Source organism: Dactylosporangium salmoneum (assembly GCF_039532525.1).
GTDB classification, from domain to species: domain Bacteria; phylum Actinomycetota; class Actinomycetes; order Mycobacteriales; family Micromonosporaceae; genus Dactylosporangium; species Dactylosporangium salmoneum.
On the sequence record NZ_BAAARV010000004.1, the window covers coordinates 147811 to 163442 of the forward strand.

General features: G+C 71.1%; 26 protein-coding genes. 22 read left to right on the forward strand and 4 right to left on the reverse strand.

Annotation, left to right across the window (positions count from 1 at the left end; genetic code table 11):
* Window positions 1-45 precede the first annotated feature (45 nt).
* A complete protein-coding gene (locus ABD352_RS01520) occupies window positions 46-555 on the reverse strand; it encodes a hypothetical protein (protein WP_344610336.1) in 510 nt (169 codons plus the stop codon).
* A 372-nt stretch (window positions 556-927) separates the two neighbouring features.
* Window positions 928-1446 (reverse strand): hypothetical protein, encoded by a 519-nt coding sequence (locus tag ABD352_RS01525; protein ID WP_344610337.1) that lies wholly within the window; start codon window positions 1444-1446, stop codon window positions 928-930.
* Window positions 1447-1586: 140 nt separating this feature from the next.
* Here ABD352_RS01525 and ABD352_RS01530 point away from each other — a divergent pair, with 140 nt between their 5' ends.
* The 20 genes from ABD352_RS01530 to ABD352_RS01625 all read left to right on the forward strand — a co-directional run bounded on the left by ABD352_RS01530 (window position 1587) and on the right by ABD352_RS01625 (window position 12931).
* Window positions 1587-1838 (forward strand): helix-turn-helix domain-containing protein, encoded by a 252-nt coding sequence (locus ABD352_RS01530; protein ID WP_344610338.1) that lies wholly within the window; start codon window positions 1587-1589, stop codon window positions 1836-1838.
* On the forward strand, window positions 1838-2104 hold the full coding sequence (locus tag ABD352_RS01535) for a hypothetical protein (RefSeq protein WP_344610339.1): 267 nt from the start codon (window positions 1838-1840) through the stop codon (window positions 2102-2104). Before ABD352_RS01530 ends, ABD352_RS01535 begins: the two co-directional genes overlap by 1 nt.
* Window positions 2105-2168: 64 nt before the next feature.
* Window positions 2169-2654 (forward strand): hypothetical protein, encoded by a 486-nt coding sequence (locus ABD352_RS01540; protein ID WP_344610340.1) that lies wholly within the window; start codon window positions 2169-2171, stop codon window positions 2652-2654.
* Complete coding sequence (locus ABD352_RS01545; RefSeq protein WP_344610341.1) at window positions 2651-2932, forward strand: hypothetical protein; 282 nt, start codon at window positions 2651-2653, stop codon at window positions 2930-2932. The genes ABD352_RS01540 and ABD352_RS01545 overlap by 4 nt, the downstream gene beginning before the upstream one ends.
* Window positions 2929-3276, forward strand: a complete 348-nt coding sequence (locus ABD352_RS01550; protein ID WP_344610342.1) for a hypothetical protein — start codon at window positions 2929-2931, stop codon at window positions 3274-3276. Before ABD352_RS01545 ends, ABD352_RS01550 begins: the two co-directional genes overlap by 4 nt.
* On the forward strand, window positions 3273-3545 hold the full coding sequence (locus tag ABD352_RS01555; RefSeq protein ID WP_344610343.1) for a hypothetical protein: 273 nt from the start codon (window positions 3273-3275) through the stop codon (window positions 3543-3545). The genes ABD352_RS01550 and ABD352_RS01555 overlap by 4 nt, the downstream gene beginning before the upstream one ends.
* Window positions 3542-3928 carry a hypothetical protein gene (locus ABD352_RS01560; RefSeq protein ID WP_344610344.1) on the forward strand — a complete coding sequence of 129 codons (387 nt, stop codon included), beginning with the start codon at window positions 3542-3544 and terminating at the stop codon, window positions 3926-3928. The genes ABD352_RS01555 and ABD352_RS01560 overlap by 4 nt, the downstream gene beginning before the upstream one ends.
* Complete coding sequence (locus ABD352_RS01565) at window positions 3925-4953, forward strand: hypothetical protein (protein WP_344610345.1); 1029 nt, start codon at window positions 3925-3927, stop codon at window positions 4951-4953. Before ABD352_RS01560 ends, ABD352_RS01565 begins: the two co-directional genes overlap by 4 nt.
* Window positions 4950-5582 carry a hypothetical protein gene (locus ABD352_RS01570; RefSeq protein WP_344610346.1) on the forward strand — a complete coding sequence of 211 codons (633 nt, stop codon included), beginning with the start codon at window positions 4950-4952 and terminating at the stop codon, window positions 5580-5582. Before ABD352_RS01565 ends, ABD352_RS01570 begins: the two co-directional genes overlap by 4 nt.
* Window positions 5579-7369, forward strand: coding sequence for a UvrD-helicase domain-containing protein (locus ABD352_RS01575; protein WP_344610347.1), 1791 nt, complete (start codon window positions 5579-5581; stop codon window positions 7367-7369). The genes ABD352_RS01570 and ABD352_RS01575 overlap by 4 nt, the downstream gene beginning before the upstream one ends.
* An 11-nt stretch (window positions 7370-7380) precedes the next feature.
* The gene (locus ABD352_RS01580) at window positions 7381-8064 is read left to right on the forward strand and encodes a hypothetical protein (RefSeq protein WP_344610348.1); all 684 of its coding nucleotides are present in this window, start codon (window positions 7381-7383) and stop codon (window positions 8062-8064) included.
* On the forward strand, window positions 8061-8357 hold the full coding sequence (locus ABD352_RS01585) for a hypothetical protein (RefSeq protein ID WP_344610349.1): 297 nt from the start codon (window positions 8061-8063) through the stop codon (window positions 8355-8357). Before ABD352_RS01580 ends, ABD352_RS01585 begins: the two co-directional genes overlap by 4 nt.
* Window position 8358: 1 nt before the next feature.
* Window positions 8359-8694, forward strand: coding sequence for a hypothetical protein (locus ABD352_RS01590; RefSeq protein WP_344610350.1), 336 nt, complete (start codon window positions 8359-8361; stop codon window positions 8692-8694).
* Window positions 8695-8796: 102 nt separating this feature from the next.
* Entirely contained in the window at window positions 8797-9747 is a 951-nt protein-coding gene (locus tag ABD352_RS01595) for a hypothetical protein (protein ID WP_344610351.1), read from the forward strand.
* A 282-nt stretch (window positions 9748-10029) separates the two neighbouring features.
* On the forward strand, window positions 10030-10236 hold the full coding sequence (locus ABD352_RS01600; RefSeq protein ID WP_344610352.1) for a hypothetical protein: 207 nt from the start codon (window positions 10030-10032) through the stop codon (window positions 10234-10236).
* A complete protein-coding gene (locus ABD352_RS01605) occupies window positions 10233-10559 on the forward strand; it encodes a hypothetical protein (protein ID WP_344610353.1) in 327 nt (108 codons plus the stop codon). The genes ABD352_RS01600 and ABD352_RS01605 overlap by 4 nt, the downstream gene beginning before the upstream one ends.
* Before the next feature lie 360 nt (window positions 10560-10919).
* Window positions 10920-11723 (forward strand): hypothetical protein, encoded by an 804-nt coding sequence (locus ABD352_RS01610; protein ID WP_344610354.1) that lies wholly within the window; start codon window positions 10920-10922, stop codon window positions 11721-11723.
* 19 nt (window positions 11724-11742) lie between these two features.
* Window positions 11743-11973: a hypothetical protein gene (locus tag ABD352_RS01615; RefSeq protein WP_344610355.1), complete on the forward strand. Its 231-nt coding sequence runs from the start codon at window positions 11743-11745 to the stop codon at window positions 11971-11973.
* Window positions 11970-12221 carry a hypothetical protein gene (locus ABD352_RS01620; RefSeq protein ID WP_344610356.1) on the forward strand — a complete coding sequence of 84 codons (252 nt, stop codon included), beginning with the start codon at window positions 11970-11972 and terminating at the stop codon, window positions 12219-12221. The genes ABD352_RS01615 and ABD352_RS01620 overlap by 4 nt, the downstream gene beginning before the upstream one ends.
* A gap of 182 nt (window positions 12222-12403) precedes the next feature.
* Window positions 12404-12931, forward strand: coding sequence for a hypothetical protein (locus tag ABD352_RS01625; protein ID WP_344610357.1), 528 nt, complete (start codon window positions 12404-12406; stop codon window positions 12929-12931).
* A gap of 237 nt (window positions 12932-13168) precedes the next feature.
* Here the strand turns inward: ABD352_RS01625 and ABD352_RS01630 are convergent, their stop codons facing one another.
* Window positions 13169-13345 carry a hypothetical protein gene (locus ABD352_RS01630; RefSeq protein WP_344610358.1) on the reverse strand — a complete coding sequence of 59 codons (177 nt, stop codon included), beginning with the start codon at window positions 13343-13345 and terminating at the stop codon, window positions 13169-13171.
* 107 nt (window positions 13346-13452) lie between these two features.
* Window positions 13453-13782, reverse strand: coding sequence for a hypothetical protein (locus ABD352_RS01635; RefSeq protein ID WP_344610359.1), 330 nt, complete (start codon window positions 13780-13782; stop codon window positions 13453-13455).
* A gap of 75 nt (window positions 13783-13857) precedes the next feature.
* Here ABD352_RS01635 and ABD352_RS01640 point away from each other — a divergent pair, with 75 nt between their 5' ends.
* Window positions 13858-14364 (forward strand): helix-turn-helix domain-containing protein, encoded by a 507-nt coding sequence (locus ABD352_RS01640; RefSeq protein ID WP_344610360.1) that lies wholly within the window; start codon window positions 13858-13860, stop codon window positions 14362-14364.
* On the forward strand, window positions 14361-15629 hold the full coding sequence (locus ABD352_RS01645) for a PBSX family phage terminase large subunit (protein ID WP_344610361.1): 1269 nt from the start codon (window positions 14361-14363) through the stop codon (window positions 15627-15629). Before ABD352_RS01640 ends, ABD352_RS01645 begins: the two co-directional genes overlap by 4 nt.
* Window positions 15630-15632: the final 3 nt, after the last annotated feature.

The window sequence follows — 15632 nt, forward strand, 5'->3', positions numbered from 1 at the left end:
GTCCCACCGGGAGTTGCTGCTCTCCAACTGGCCGCGATGCGATCCTCACCCCTCCATCGGCGGACCGCCCTTGCCGTACGTGTCGTCCGGACTCCACAGATCTTCAAGATCACCGTGGCCTACACATGCGACAAGCCGCGCCTCGTCCGCTACGAAGAACAGCAGGAACCCGCATCTCGGCACGTTAAGGCGCACTACTCCGAGCCGTATAGGTCGATGGCCATAGTCGGCCAGCAGTTTGAGCCCGGTCTCGTATCCAACGGTGCTGACGTCGTTGTCTTGCATCAGCGAGTGCCTGAACCGCCAGATCGACCACATCACGAACGCTGGCCCACGTTTGTCCCACACCGTCAGCGCGGCGCCGAGCTGTAGCGCGGTCTTGCATGCCTCGCCGGCCGTACCGGCGTCGTTCAAGAGCGTCTCTACCACATCCCGCCGCACGAGAGCCGATCCTCGCGTACCGGCGATCGTCTTGGGCAGCCGCGCGGCGCTGGTTGGGCCCGATGCGTCCGCCGGAACGTGATGTCGCAGGCCCAGGAGGCCCGCGTCGCGCACGGGAGGGCCGCTCGCGCGGGCAGAAATTGTCGTACCCCCGAGTGGTCTGACCTGGACGGACGCGGTGGGAGCGGCCAACGGCGGAGGTGGCGCGGGCCCGTGCGGACCGCGAGCTGGTGGTCCGTCGAGCCTCGGCACACAGAGCAGTGACGCTGCCGAGGGAGCCGGTGAGCTGACCGCGTGCAGCGCTGGTCAGTGGACGCGGCAGCGGCCATGGGGGGTGCGGGGTGGGAACCCCCGCCGCGGCGAAGCCGCAATGAATCCAGTGGGCACGGTTGGGTTCGAACCAACGACCCCCCGCTTGTAAGGCGGCGAAGATTTAGCGTTGTACGGATGCCTGGTTAACGCGGGCGTCCCCTGAGCACAAACCCGTTAAGCGGGGTGTCCCTGACTGGGCGTGGTTTGCTGCTCCGCTTCGTGTCTCGCCTCTTCGTAGAGATCCAACACTCCCTGGATGAGGGCGAGCTTCACTTGGGCGGGCTCGTCGAGCCTGCGGATGCGGGTCAGCTCGTACTGCAGGTCGAAGCCTTGGCCTTGGCGCACCGGAGTGCGGGCCGGTGATCCGCCACTCGGCTGCAGGTGACTGATCTTGGCCCAGACTTCGTCGACGACTGCCGCGAGCTTCGGACCCGGCTCGGCGTCGAAGCCGGCGGCGCCGAGCGCTGCGCCCGGGTCCGCCTTGACTGCGAGCGCCATGGCGACAACGGTCCGCTCGGTGGGTCGCACGGATATCCGCTGGCCCGCGCCACCTGAGGCCGTGCCAGCGACGAGCTGCCGCCAGCGTGTGTCGCTGATGCCGGCACGCCGGGCGGCCTCCCTGACGCTGATGCGCAGATCGGCCCGGGCCGGCTCGAGCAGCTCGCCGAGGGCAGACAGTTCGCGGTCTGTCATGGACCCGATGCTACGCGAATCTTCGCAGAACATCGCAACGGCGGACATGAATATTCACTATTCATGCACTTGTTGTCGGAGATTCGAGGAAGTTCGCAGAAGTGTTGCGAACTTTTGCGAACTAAGTCTAACGTTGAGCCATGCCCGACACCGCAACACGCCGTGACAAGGCACGAAGCCCCCTGGACCACGACCCGCAGCGACTCCGGCAGCGCCGCGTCGCCGCGGGCCTGACCCAGGCCAAGCTCGCGGCCGCTGCCGAGATCAGCGCCAGCCACCTGTCGGAGATCGAAGGCGGCACCCGCAACCCTTCGCCCGCCGTTCTCGTCCGCCTTGCCGAGGCGCTGCACTGCCAGCCGACGGACCTCATGCCCCCGGCCGGGGGCTCCTGATGGCCACCCCCGCGCAGCGCGAGCTCGCCGCGAGCATCGGCTCCCTCACCCGCTGGTCCCGCGTCCACGGAGACGAGGCGCGGCGTGCCGCTCTCGCCCCCGCGCGCCGCGGCCTCCGCGCGAAGTGGGAGCAGGAGGCCGACCCGGACGGGCGGCTCTCGCCGGCCGAGCTGGACGCCGCCGTCGAGCGGCTCAAGCAGGCGCACTACCGGCGCATGGCACTCGCCAGCTCCAAGGCCCGCGGCTCGAAGCGCGCCGCGGCCTGATCAAAGACGTGGCCCCGCCGGGCGCGTCACCGCCCGCGAGGCCCTGACCGGAAGGGATCTTCCGATGGAGAGCAACGTACCCCCGTTCGCCGACTACGCCGCGGCCGCCCGCGACATGCGCCGCGTCAACCACGACTCGCTCCTCGCCGCCCTCGACGGCATCCGCCTCGACGCCGCCGAGCAGCACTTCGTCGCTCTCGTCGCCGAGCTGCACTCCACGACCGTCGGCGCCGCGCTGCAGCTGCTCGAGCGCTGCCGGACGGGCGCCGGCTGCTACACCACCCGGCTCACCCTCTGCGCCGACAGCATCGAGCGCGCCTACACCGACACCGGCAACCTCGCGCCCGGGTGGCAGATCCTCGACGCCCGGGACGAGATCAGCTGGCACGACATCACCGGCGTCGCGGAGTGCGAGGACAAGACGTGCGAGGTGTCCGACGAGCCGGGCGGCCCGTGCGTGGTGATCGTGTCCGCGGCGTGGGGTGACGGGTTCGCCCACCTCCGCCACGACGCGCTGCTCCAGGTGCGCATCCCGGCGGGTGACCTGTGATCGCCTTCCTGATCTGCGCCGCGCTGGGCCTGGCCGCCGTCGCCGGCGTCTTCCTCACGCTCTACCTGACCACGGAGCGTGCGCTGACCAAGACCCGCGCACGATGCCGCAAGCTGGCCGACGACTTGTTCGCTTCGGAGCTCGAGCGTGACCAGCTCGCCGCCCAGCTCGCCAGGCACCTCGACGCGACGCAGCCACTCCCGGCCGCCGCCGTCGACGAAGGCCTGGCCGCGCTTGACCGCATGACCTGGACGATCGACGACGGCGGCGCGGCATGAACCCCGTCGCCATCCTGAACCTGCTGCTCCGCAGCTTCAGCCTGCAGGAGATCCTCGCCGTCTGGGGCGTCGGTTGCCTGCTCGCGATGGCGGCTGGCCTCGGCATCTGGGTCCTGCTCGAGGACTACATCGCTCGCCCGGCGCCCTGGTCCGCGAGCAAGCCCGCCAGCCCGACGCCGCCAGCCGACCTGCGGCGGGCACCCCGGGCCGGCCGTCACACGATCGGTCACCCGGACCACTCGCGTGAGACCCGGCTCAGCGACCTGCTCGAGCACCTCGCGATCGAGAGGGCGGCCGCCGCGGCCAAGGCCGAGGCCAAGGGCACGCCGGACGGTGCCGTGTGACGACCACCGTCAACACCAGCAGCGCGGCCGGGCGGAAGGGCATCGAGGCCAGCCTCGACGGGCTCACCGCGTCCGGCCGCGCCGTCGACAACCTGCCGTCGTGGTGGCACGACCCCGTGCCCGCCGACGAGCCGCTGCCTCGGCTCATCCTGCCCGCCCCGATCACCGACCCGGCCCTGGCCGACTTCAGCCCGGAGACGCAGCAGGTCATCACTGACCTGCGGGCCGCCGTCGAAGCTTCGCGCCGCGCTCGCGGGGCGTCCGCATGAGCGCCGGAACGATCTACCTGCTGCATTTCGAGCGGCCGTTCTCCCACGCCCGGCACTACCTGGGCTGGACCGGCGGCCCGCTGCCGGTCCGGTTGCAGGCGCACCTTGCGGGTCAGGGTGCGCGGTTGCTCGCCGCGGTGCACTCGGCCGGCATCACCTGGTTTCTGGCGCGCACCTGGGAGGGCACCCGGGCCCGGGAGCGGCAGATCAAGCGCCAGGGCGGTCTGTCCCGTTCGTGCCCGATGTGCGGGGTCCGGCCGGCCAGTTCCGCGGATCGCACCGCGCTGCGCGGCCTGGCCCGCCGCTACCCGGCCTACATGCCGCCGTCGATCCGCCGGCGCGCACTCCCGATCGTGACCGTCTCCACTGGAGGTCTGCTGTGACCATCACCATGACGCCGGAGGTCGCCAAGATCCTCCGCGCGCCGTTCCCCGCCGAGGCCGTTGGCAAGCTGCCCCGGATCTGGTGCAGCAACTGCCGCGACGCCCGCGGCAAGGTCTGCGACCGGCACCGCAAGGTCCGGTGCAACGACTGCCGGAACAACATCACCGACGCCCACCTGCACCTGGACTACGTCGGCCATGCCGAGACCACCGACCGGCTGCTGCAGGCCGACGCGGGCTGGACCTGGGAGCCCGTCGCGTTCAACGCCGAGGGCCTGCCCGTCGTCGACGCTCACGGCGGCCTGTGGATCCGGCTCACCGTCGCCGGCGTCACCCGGCTCGGGTACGGCCACGCGGAGGGCAAGAAGGGCCCGGACGCGATCAAGGAGGCGATCGGCGACGCGATCCGCAACGCCGCTATGCGCTTCGGCGTCGCCCTGGACCTGTGGGGCGCCACGTTCAAGGAGGACGACGCCGACGTCGCCCCGGCCGAGACCGAGCCGACGCCGGCGCGGCTGGCCGCGGCCCCCGCCTCTTCCGCAGCCCCGGCCGCCCCGGCGGAAACGGAAGACGATCGCCGCAAGCGCGCGATCGCGCTCCGCGACTGGGCCCTCAAGCCGGAACGCACCGCCGAGGAGCTCCGCACCGCCCTGGCGAAGCTCAAGGCCGAGCACCCTGAGACGGCCAAGACGGTGATCGTCAACGCCACCGGCGACGACGAGCCCCTCTACCAGCAGCTGCAGCGCCGCATCCACGACACGGCCGAGGCCTCGCCCGCGGCCCCGACCGGGGTGACCGACGAGCAGCACCGGCACATGCACGCCCTGTGGCGCGAGCTCGGCTACGCCGGCGACGGCAACCGCGACAACCGCCTGATGGTGATCAACCGCATCCTCGGCCGGGCCGACGAGCACCTGCTGACCACCAGCAAGGACCTGACGCTCGCCGAGGCCGACCAGGTCATCGCCGCGCTCAAGGACCGCCGCGCCCAGGTCGCGCGCCAGCGTGAGGGAGCAAACGCATGACCGACGACCTTTGGCCAACTCCGAATTGGGCTGATCCACCGGCAGAGGTCATCCAGCCGGAGGAGGCCGCCGCCCCTGCACCGGTCGTGCCGCGCGCCCAGCTGGCCGCCGAGGCCGTCTGGTGGGACGCCGTCGCCGCCCAGGCCAAGAGCCGCGCCGCCGGGGCCCGCAACGCCCTCGACAAGCAGGCCCAGGCCGAGTTTGCCCGGGACGGCATCGCCCCCACGTGGCGCATCCCCGACGTCGGCACGGTGCCGCTCTCGCTGACCGCCGACCGCGTCGACGTCGTCGACGAAGCCGCCTACACCGAGTGGGTCGCCGCCACCTTCCCCGAGCAGGTCGAAACCATCGTCACGACCCGGGTACGGCCCGCCTACGACGAGGTCGTGCGCAAGGCCGCGGCGAAGCGTCGCGCGGCGTGCACCGAGGACGGCGAGGTCATTCCCGGCCTCGAGTTCGTCGCCGGCGGCGCGCCGAAGGGCATCAGCATCCGCGCGAGCAGCGATGCCAAGGAGTCCGCGGCCGCGCTGGCCGACGCCGCCCTGGACGGCCTCTTCGAGGCCCGCACCGCTGCGCTCGCCGTTGCCCGGCTCGTCGTCGACGAGGTCCAGGCGGAGGTCTCCGCATGAACCGCCCGACGCATGAGCAGGCCGCGATCGTCGACGCCTCCACCACCGGCGAGGACCTGGTGGTGGAGGCCGGCGCTGGCACCGGCAAGACCTCCACGCTCGAGATGCTCGCCGCCGCCAACCCGCGGCGGCGCGGCATCTACCTGGCCTACAACAAGGCGATCGCCGCCGACGCCAGCCGCAAGTTCCCCCGGTCGGTGCAGTGCAAGACCAGCCACAGCCTGGCCTTCCAGGCGGTCGGCCGGCAGTACGCGCACCGGCTCAACGCGCCGCGGATGCCCGCCCGTGAGACCGCCAAGGCCCTGCGGATCAACAACCCGGTGCAGGTCAGCGGTGACCTCGGCCCGCTCTCCCCGACGCAGCTGGCCCGGATGACCATGCAGACTGTCGAGCGGTTCTGCTACAGCGCCGACCAGCAGCCCGAGGCCTGGCACGTGCCCCGCATCGAGGGTCTGACGGGAACCATCACCCGGCAGGTCCTGGCATCGGTCATCGTCCCGTACGCCCGCACGGCCTGGGAGGACCTCAGCCGCCTCGACGGCCAGTTGAGGTTCACGCACGACGTCTACCTCAAGCTGTGGGCCCTGAGCGGCCCTCGGCTGCCGGTCGACTACGTGCTCCTCGACGAGGCCCAGGATTCCAACGCTGCCGTCGCCGGCGTCGTCGAGGCCCAACAGGCGCAGCGCATCCTCGTCGGCGATCGCTCGCAGGCCATCTACGGATGGCGCGGCGCCGTCGACGCGATGGCCACCTTCACGGGCCGCCGGCTGCAGCTGTCGAAGAGCTTCCGGTTCGGACCCGCAGTCGCGCACGAGGCCAACAAGTGGCTGGCCATCCTCGACGCGCCGCTGCGCCTGACCGGGCACGAACCGATCCCGTCCGAGGTTGTCTCGCTCGAGCTGCCCGACGGGCCCGACGCCGTTCTCTGCAGAACCAACGCGGAGGCGGTGCGCCAGGCAGCGGCGGCAATCGCCCAGGGCGTCCGGCCCGCGCTGGTCGGCGGCGGCGATGACGTCCGCCGCCTGGCCGAGGCCGCGATCGACCTCATGGCCGGCCGCGGCACCGCACACCCGGAACTGATGGCGTTCAGCTCGTGGGGCGAGGTCCTGGACTACGTCATGCAGGACTCGGCCGGCAGCGACCTGCAGGTCGCGGTCGGGCTGATCGAGAAGTACAAGCCCGAGGGTGTGCTGCAGATCCTCGAGCAGCTCGTCGACGAGCACCACGCCGACGTCGTGCTCTCCACCGCGCACAAGGCCAAGGGCCGCGAATGGTCGAAGGTCCGGATCGCCGACGATTTCCGCGAGCCTCGCCGCAGCGAGGACAACCCCGACCCGGAGCTGCCCCGCGCTGACGCGATGCTCGCCTACGTCGCCGTCACGCGTGCGCAGCTGGTCCTCGACCGGCACGGCCTGGAGTGGGTGGACCGGTGGGCGCCAGCGCACCTGATCGACCGGCCGAGTGCGGCCGCGCTCCGCGAGGACGAGGCCGCGCTCGAGCGGCACCTCCGGCAGCTCGCCACCCGCGACGTGCCCGCCGTGGTCGTCAACGCCGCGGCGGCCGCGCTCGTCGCCGACGTCGAGTCGTTCGAGTGGCCGGAACCGGCGCCCGTCGACGAGCCCGACGTTGAGCCGGTCGACGCCCCACAGCCCGTCGAGGAGCCGACCTCGGTGGCGTCGCCGTGGCCGCTCGCGCCCGGCTGCCGCCGCTGCAAGGTCCCCGACTACCGGGACTGCACCTGCCGCCTGATGCCCGACCGTCGCCCCCTGGCCTCGGTGACGTCATGACCATGACGCCGATGCAGGAGCGAATCCTCCCCAAGTACGCCGCCGGGATGGAGATCAGCAGCCTCTCGCCCGCGCTCGGCGCCGCCCGCGACGAGGTCACCCACGTCGTCGCGGGGGTGTGCGGCTACAGCCGCGACCACGCCCGGCACCTCGTGTCCCTGCTCGATCAGCCCGCGCCGCCGGCGGAGGCCCCGCCGGCGGCCGCGCCGCACTCTCGGTATGCCGACACCGGGCGCCGCCGGCGCGGCAGCCTGGCCGCTGTCACCACCAGACCGCAGGAGGCGCCCGTTGCTGCCCCGACGCCCGAAGCCGTACCCGACGACGCTCCTGCTGGCCTCGCGCCGCCCACCGCGCCTGAAGCAGCACTACCACCCGAAGCCGCCGCCGAGCCCAAACCCGCCCGACTGAAGACCGCCCAGGCCCGCCGCGAGCCGCGTCTCACCGCGGCACCCCCGGCCCGGCCCGGCGTCGACGTCGACCAGGTCGCCACCGCCCCGGCCGTGCCCTTCGTGCCGCACGAGGTCAGCGCACCGGCCCCGGCCGCATCGGCGGGGCGCACGCCGCTGCTGGACTACCCGGCCTGGTGGTGCCCGCGCTCGACCTGCCACCGCCGCCAGTTCGACCCCGGCCCGTGCCGCAACTGCGGCGGTGACCTGCTCAAAGTCCGCATTGAGATCCACCGGGACCACTCATGAGCAGCCAGTTCCCGCGGGCCACGCCCGCCCGTACCCGACGCCGGCGCCCGGCCGCCCCCGGGGCTGCCCGCACCCGCGTGGCCCGGCACCGGTTCGAGGCCGACGACACCATCCCCCAGGACTACCGCGGCTGGGAGACGTGCAGGTCATGCCGCATGGTCGGTGCCCCCGGCGACGGCCACCACTACGGCGTGGACGAGCCCGTCGAGCCGCCGCCCCAGAAGTACCCGGAGCTGGACCCGGAGACCCGCCAGCTCGAGCTACGCCGCCTCGGCGAACGAGAGGACGACTGACGTGCTGATCATCCACCGCTGCGCCACCTGCAACCACCCGGACTACTGGCAGGAGCGCACCGGCACCACCGCCGGCGACACGGTCGACGGCAAGGTCGTGACGTCGGCGCAGCGCCGCACGTGCTGCCGCCGCTCCAACTGGAGACCGCCTGAGACCGCGCCGCGCTGGAAGGCGCTCACCTGCGAGCCGGTCACCGAGCTCACCCGCCCGGGCGAGAAAGCCGACAGCAGCCCCAATGCCGCGCGCATGTGCGACTGCGACGCCTGCTGGGACCTGTGGATGCAGCTCACGGGCGAGACGAGCAGGCCGCGGCACCTGGTCGCCGTCCCCAGCTGACGCCTTCCCCGCACTGCCTCGGCGCGGTCTCCACCTCCCCGGTGACCGCGCCGAGGCGCACCTAGACGCTCATCGATCACCTTTGATCATGGAGGCACCCCGTTGGAAACGGTGGACCAGGCCCCCGGCGCGTGGCTGAACATGGTGCGCCGGATGCGGTTCAACGGCCTCGTGCCCGGCGTCGCCGGCCGCGTCATCAAGGCGGTCGCCTTCGACCTGGCGGCCTGCGCCGACTACGTCGACGGCAGTGACGTCCGGCCCGGCCTCGCCCGGATCGCTGTTGAGTGCGAGATCGACTACCGCACCGCGAAGCGCTGCATGGCCGCCATCCGCGCGCTCGGCATCATCCGGCTCGTCCGCTCCGCCGCCCGCCGCGGCCACTCAGACGTGTACCAGCTGACGATGCCCGCCGACATCCTCGACCGCGTCACCGTCCTCACGCCGTCCGAAATGGACCAGGCGATCGAGGAGATCCGCGGCGGCAACCGCCGCCGAACGGTATCCGCAGGCCCGGACGACGACCCCGGTACGGGTCACGCCCGCCCCCGTACAGAGACGCCGGTACGGGTCACGGCGACCCCCGTACAGCCTGTGGATAACCCGCCGGTACGGGTCACAGACGCCCCCGTACCGGCCCTCACGGCCGACGCCAGTACGGGTCACGCCGTGCCCCCTAGCGACGCCAGTACGGGTCACGCCGTGCCGCAGTACGGGTCACGCCATGCCCCCCCACCGAGCCAAAGCACCGAGACAACTACTACGACCGAGCCAAATGATCTTGCTCTTCGTACGGACCTCACGGTGATAGCCGACCCACCGTCCGCCGAAGATCCACATTTCATCGAAGGCGAGCAATCAATAGCCGAGCCATGCCCACACGGCATCGACCCCACCGCCGCCTTCCGATGCCCCGCCTGCAACCACGCCACCGGCGCCACACGCGACCCCACCCGCTGCGAACACGGCCGCGCCCCCAGCCGCAGAGGCTTCGTCGACGGCTGCCGCATCTGCCCGACGCCGCCCCTCCGCCTCGTCCAAGGCGGCGCCGCATGACCCCACACCGCACACCACGCGAGAAACGCGCCCAAGCCGCGGCCGCCACAGCCATCGCACGAGCCACAGCCCACACCCACCTCGGTGCCAAAGAGCCCGACCCAAGACCAGAGCGCTACCCGGTCACACCCGAAGTAGCCCGCGCCATCCGACTCGAAGCCGAGGAGACCCAACGTGCCAACAACCCCTGAACCCCACCAAACGGAACCGGGCGTCCTCGGTTCCTCGCGCCGCGCGCAAGGGTCGCTCCAGGACCTCATCGACGCCGCCACACCGGCGCCGATGCGGCCCGCCCGCGGGAACGTCCTCGGCTGGATCGTCCTGCGGCGTGGCGAGGGCCGGTGGCTCCTCGACTTCGACGGCGAACTCCACCAGCAGCGCGCCGGCGCCGACAAGGCCCTCCATGAGGCGCTCACCGGCGGGCACCGCGCCGTGCTGGTGGAGGCGACCTGGGTGCGGGATGCCGTGGTGATCGGCGGCCCGCTGTGAGCCCGCTCGACGGGGTCCGGGCGCTCGGCGAGGAGATGCGCGCACTCCTCGCCGGCGCACCACCCACCGACCCATGCGCTGCCCACGGCCACGCCTGCCGCTGCCCACGCCCCGACATCGAGGCCTTCGTCGACCGCCTCAACGCCGAGCACCACGACCAGGAGGAGCGGTTCCGGGCACTCTTCACCCGCCCGGAGCCGCCGGCGCATCGCGAGCGCCTGGCCGAGCTCGACGCGCTCACCGACCGCATCGACCCGCTCCTGCAGCACCTCGACGACACCTGGACCGCCACAGAGCGTGCGCTTGGGCGGAGGTGGCCATGACCGCCGGCCGCAGGGGAAGACCGCCCGGGCCCGACGCCGACACGATCCTGCGCCTCGAGGAGTGGGCCCGCCTCGCGCCCCGAGGCCGCCCCGTCGCCGAGATTGCAGCGGCGATCGGCATGACCCGCGCCGCCCTCGACCAGATGGTGTGCCGTGCCCGCCGGCGCGGCGACCCGCTCGCGGTCTACCACCCGCTCGCCGTGCTGCCAGGCCAAGGCACGTGGCAACTCACCGGCCGAGCCGGACCGCGCCGAGCGAGAGCAAAACGCGAATCAGGCTCACAAACTGCTTGAGAAATGTCCGTTTTGACGCACACCATAATGACGCTTATGGTGTGCGTCCCGCCCACGGGGAGCGATCATGCACCACCCGCACACCCTCCACGCCCTCGCCGCCATCTGGTCGCTCCGCGCCGCCCTCACCTACCTCCCCGACTACCGCGACGCCCTCACCATCCAGCGCCGGAACCTCGCCACCGGCCGCGGCCGCATGCGCACCCTCGCCGAGCTCCACGCCTTCGACACGCTGCTCCGCGCCGAGCGGGCCGAGCGAGCCGCCGGCGCCATGACCGGCCTCAAGCCCTCCGCCTCGCCACCCGCCCCGGTCCCGCTCGACCTGATCGACCTCGAGCAGGACATCACCAGCGTGCTGGCCGCGGCCGTCGACATCGTCGCCTACGCCAACCGCGCGCACCCAGTCCTGCAGCTCTCGCCGCTCTGGCGCATCGTCATCGAGGACCTGGGCGTGCGCCGCGGCGGCCACTGGCGCTGGTCGTACCTCGTCGCGGCCATCCCCGGCACGCCGCCGGGCTTGTGCGACCAGGTCGAGCGGATGCTCGCCGAGGAGGACGCGCGGCTCCGCTCGGCGATGGGCCTGCGCCCCGACTCGGTGCCGGTGCCCGGCGCTCCGCCGTGCCCGACCTGCCGCGAGCGCCGGCTGCGTGTGCAGACGTCGGCGCCGAGCTCGGCGCGGTGGACGATCGTCTGCCGGACCGACACGTGCCTCTGCCTCGGCGACGGCGACCCACGGGCCGGCGACGGCTGCCCCTGCGGCATGCCGATTCGCGCGCGTGGCGTACGGCACATCTGGGATGCCAGCAGCCCGCTCGCAAGTTCTGCAGGTGCGGACGCGGCACACCGCGCGTCGACCTTGACTGTGGCCTGACGCCGAGGAGGATCCCTGCATGTCGGAATTCGAGAAGACCCAGAACAACCTTCGCGTGACGCTGGAGATCGACAACCAGCTCACGTGGGGCGAGCTAATTCACTTCGTTGAGCTGGGTCGACGTGCTGGCCTCCGCGCGGACGAACCCGTTGATTTCGTGTACGACAGCCAGCTCACAGAGAACCCGATCACTGGTCTTTCCCTGCACCTGCCCAGTGAGGATCTGCCGCGGGGGGCAGAAGGGGCATGATCACCGTGGACGGCGTCGACTACGGCACGGCGGCGGAGATCGCCGCTGAGCTCGCATGCCCGGACGTCGACGCCGACCTCGTCTACAGCTGGGGCCGTCGCAGCCTGATCGAGCGAATTCACCGGCCCGGCCGCGGCCGCGGCACAACGTGGTACCGCCTCGACCAGGCCGCCGCCGCCGAGCTGCGCACGCGCGAGTCCCGGCGTGGCCGGCGAAGGTCGCTTGACACCGGGCAGGCGGCCGCCTGATCATTTGTCCATTCCAACGCAGCAGGCGACGTGTGCCCACAGTCCGGGGCGACGGCGCTTTTTGCGTCTCATGGACCCGCCACCCTGTCGAGCGAGGTGCGCATGACCGACGTCCCCGCCGCCCGCCCCGCCGACCCGGCCGAGGTATTGCCACCGCTCGCTCAGTGGCCTGGCCGGTAACTGTGCTGACCTACAACCACCACAAGGCCGACAACGCACTTCGTCTGCTACAACTCGCCCACGACCAGTGGACCTACGGGCTGAAAGCCATCCAAGGTAGCAAGTACACCGAGGAACTCCGGGACCGCGCGTTGAGGCAGTACGGCTACGCCTTCACCATGCTGCTTCTGGCCCGCGGACTCGACGACATGTGCAAAACGACGGCTTCGTATACCGCGACCCGCGCCAGAATGGTGGACCTGCTCGAAGCAACCAGGTACGCAGCTAACCACACCGTTCATCAGCTCAGCGCGGTTGGCCAGCCAATCGGGGTTATCACGTGGCCACTGCAATGGCCGATCGAATACACAGTCGGGCACATGGAGTGGGTGCCCGAAGGGCACCTACCCGCAGCGTCGGACGAAAAGGACGACGCCCAACGCCGGTTCCGTGCCCGATACCTCGAACTGCTAGCTGGCCGCGACATGTCACCTGCCCTGGCGCAGCTTCGCTGGTGGTTTGAGGAGCAGGTGCTGGCCCTCGGATCGTGATCGTCTCTGCTGGGCGCGAGTCCAGCGCATGCAAGTCGGGCCGGGTACCAAAGCTCCCATTTTGATGATGATCGGGGGTGCGCGGCTGGGAGCGACCCCCGCCTACGAGCGTCAGTGGTCGCGGGGCTGCCACCACGCAACGGCCTGAACGGTGGCCCGCGCACCCCCGCCCCCTGGCGACTACGAGGAGGGCTCGGCACCCCGGAGGGGCCGAGCCCGAACGAGCTAGCGCAGCTGCTACTTCGCGTTGACTCGACCCGACAACACGCCTAGCCGAAGCACCGTGTACGCCTCGGCCAGCTCGAGAACGCCGTTATCGCCGCTAACTGCCCGGTTCTCCGCGTTCCTGATGATCCGTTGCAGAATCGCCGTCCGTGCCTGGGTGTACAGGTCGTCCTCGTCTTCGCTTGCCATACGGCATCCCCTCATTCGTGCGGGCGGCACACTCCGCCACCCGCGCTCAGCCGCCCACCATAACGACTGGGTACGACATTTCTGGCTGTACGCGGGGGACTGCGTCGTCAGGGCGTAGCAGGCGCCGACACCGTCGGCACGGCCTTGGTCGGCAGGATCGCCGTCACGCCGCCGATCAGCACGAACGTGACGCACAGCAGCGCCACGAAGATGATCGGCGACAAGATCCACAGGGCGATTACCCAGCCCGCTGTCGCCGCAGCCTTCGAGCCCCGCGGCGGAGGAGTCGTCGGCGTCACAATCACGATCTGCTGCGGCGGAGGAGGCGGCACCGGCCGCGGATAGGCCGGCGGCTGCGGCGGCGAGTACGGCCGCTGCTGATACGGAGGCGCCGACGGCACGCCATACGGGTCCCACGCTTCCGGCTGCTGCGGCATCCGACCAGCGTCCCGACACCTACACACGCCGGTCAATGGTCCGGTCGGCTACGCGATTCCGGCTTGAGGTGACCGATGACAACCAACGCGGTCACCCCCCAGGATTACGACCGCGTCCGCGAGCTCCACGGCCAGGGCCTGTCCCGCAACGAGATCGCTCGCCAGCTCGGCCGGTCCGGCCGCACCATCAGCCGCATCGCCGCCGAGCTCGGCCTCAGCTTCGAGCGCGCCGGCGCGACCGCGGCCGCCACCGAAGCCAAGAAGGCGGACGGCGCGGCCCGGCGGGCGCAGCTGCAGCTCGACGCGCTCGAGGCCAGCCAGAAGCTGCTCGGCCAGATGTTCGCCCCGGCCACCGTCTACAACTTCGGCGGCAAGGAGAACACCTACGAGGAGATGCGCCACCCTGAGCCGCCGTTCCGAGACAAGCAGTCCATCGCCGCGGCGATCGCCGCGCTGACGAGCACCGCGCTCCGCCTCGCCGAGTACGACAAGGCCACCGGCTCGGAGGAGGAGAAGGGCATGCTGCTCGAGCTACGTGACCAGCTGCGCGCCGCTCGGGACGCGTCTCGAGGCCAGCAGTGAAGATCGACATCCGGGGTCTGCCCCTCTCCGAGAAGCAGATCGATTACGTCGTCGACTCCGACGCCTTCGTCAACCTCGCCGACGGCGCCATCCGCTCCGGCAAGACCGCCTCCGGGCTGTTGCGCTGGCTCATGCAGGTTGCCGACGCGCCCACCGGCGGCGACCTGGTCGTGTGCTCCAAGACGTACGACACCGCGGTCCGGAACATCTTCAACCCGCTCCGAGAGGCCCGGCTCTTCGGCCCGCTGGCCAAGGCCACCAGCTACACGCGCGGCGCTCCGACCGCCAAGATCCTTGGGAAGACCATCGAGGTCATCACCTTCAACGACGAGCGCTCCGAGGGCCGGCTACGCGGCATGACCTGCGCCTCCGGCTACGTCGACGAGTGGTCGCTGATGCCCGAGTCCTTCCACGAGCAGCTCCTCGGCCGCTGCTCGCTCGACGGGGCGCAGCTGTTCGGCAACACCAACCCGGACAACCCGCGCCACTGGCTCAAAAAGGACTACATCGACGAGTCTGGGCCCGGGAAGCGCCACCACGGCGACTGGAAGGTCTGGAAGTTCCTGATCGACGACAACCCAGTGCTGTCCGACAAGGTCAAGGCCCGCATGCGGCGCCAGTACACCGGGCTGTGGTATCGGCGCATGATCTTGGGCGAGTGGTGCCTCGCCGAAGGCGCCATCTACGAGAACTGGGACCACGACCGGCACGTCGTCAAGGCCCTGCCCGCGATCACGCGCTGGATCTCGCTCGGCGTCGACTACGGCACCGTCAACCCCTTCGCCGGCCTCGTCCTGGGCGTCGGCGTCGACGGCAACCTGTACCTCGTCCGCGAGTGGCGCTGGGACTCCAAGAAGCGCATGCGCCAGCTCACCGACGTCGAGTACTCGACCCGGCTCCGCGCCTGGATGCGCGAGCAGAAGCTGGCGCCCGACTGGGTATGCGTCGACCCCTCCGCGGCCAGCTTCATCACCCAGCTCTGGCAGGACGGCCTCAGCCCCGTCTACGCCGACAACAGCGTGATCGACGGCATCCGCCTCATCGGCTCCCTCCTCGCCCAGGGCGCCCTTTACGTGCACGAATCCTGCGAGGGCTGGATCGAGGAGATCCCCGGCTACGCCTGGGACCCCGACAAGGCCGAGCTCGGCGAGGACGCCCCGATCAAGCTCGACGACCACAGCCTGGACGCCGGCCGGTACGCGATCCGCACCACCCAGCACAACTGGACCCCGCTGCTGCGCCGCGACCTCGAGCTCGCAGCCTGACCG

Excerpts from the sequence above, each read along its gene's own strand:
- ABD352_RS01550 (WP_344610342.1), top strand. The coding sequence starts at position 2,929 with ATGAACCCCGTCGCCATCCTGAACCTGCTGCTCCGCAGCTTCAGCCTG.
- ABD352_RS01640 (WP_344610360.1), top strand. The coding sequence starts at position 13,858 with ATGACAACCAACGCGGTCACCCCCCAGGATTACGACCGCGTCCGCGAG.
- ABD352_RS01610 (WP_344610354.1), top strand. The coding sequence starts at position 10,920 with ATGCACCACCCGCACACCCTCCACGCCCTCGCCGCCATCTGGTCGCTC.
- ABD352_RS01540 (WP_344610340.1), top strand. The coding sequence starts at position 2,169 with ATGGAGAGCAACGTACCCCCGTTCGCCGACTACGCCGCGGCCGCCCGC.
- ABD352_RS01585 (WP_344610349.1), top strand. The coding sequence starts at position 8,061 with ATGAGCAGCCAGTTCCCGCGGGCCACGCCCGCCCGTACCCGACGCCGG.
- ABD352_RS01575 (WP_344610347.1), top strand. The coding sequence starts at position 5,579 with ATGAACCGCCCGACGCATGAGCAGGCCGCGATCGTCGACGCCTCCACC.
- ABD352_RS01580 (WP_344610348.1), top strand. The coding sequence starts at position 7,381 with ATGCAGGAGCGAATCCTCCCCAAGTACGCCGCCGGGATGGAGATCAGC.
- ABD352_RS01615 (WP_344610355.1), top strand. The coding sequence starts at position 11,743 with ATGTCGGAATTCGAGAAGACCCAGAACAACCTTCGCGTGACGCTGGAG.
- ABD352_RS01620 (WP_344610356.1), top strand. The coding sequence starts at position 11,970 with ATGATCACCGTGGACGGCGTCGACTACGGCACGGCGGCGGAGATCGCC.
- ABD352_RS01600 (WP_344610352.1), top strand. The coding sequence starts at position 10,030 with ATGCGGCCCGCCCGCGGGAACGTCCTCGGCTGGATCGTCCTGCGGCGT.
- ABD352_RS01560 (WP_344610344.1), top strand. The coding sequence starts at position 3,542 with ATGAGCGCCGGAACGATCTACCTGCTGCATTTCGAGCGGCCGTTCTCC.
- ABD352_RS01530 (WP_344610338.1), top strand. The coding sequence starts at position 1,587 with ATGCCCGACACCGCAACACGCCGTGACAAGGCACGAAGCCCCCTGGAC.
- ABD352_RS01525 (WP_344610337.1), bottom strand. The coding sequence starts at position 1,446 with ATGACAGACCGCGAACTGTCTGCCCTCGGCGAGCTGCTCGAGCCGGCC.
- ABD352_RS01535 (WP_344610339.1), top strand. The coding sequence starts at position 1,838 with ATGGCCACCCCCGCGCAGCGCGAGCTCGCCGCGAGCATCGGCTCCCTC.
- ABD352_RS01570 (WP_344610346.1), top strand. The coding sequence starts at position 4,950 with ATGACCGACGACCTTTGGCCAACTCCGAATTGGGCTGATCCACCGGCA.
- ABD352_RS01630 (WP_344610358.1), bottom strand. The coding sequence starts at position 13,345 with ATGGCAAGCGAAGACGAGGACGACCTGTACACCCAGGCACGGACGGCG.
- ABD352_RS01635 (WP_344610359.1), bottom strand. The coding sequence starts at position 13,782 with ATGCCGCAGCAGCCGGAAGCGTGGGACCCGTATGGCGTGCCGTCGGCG.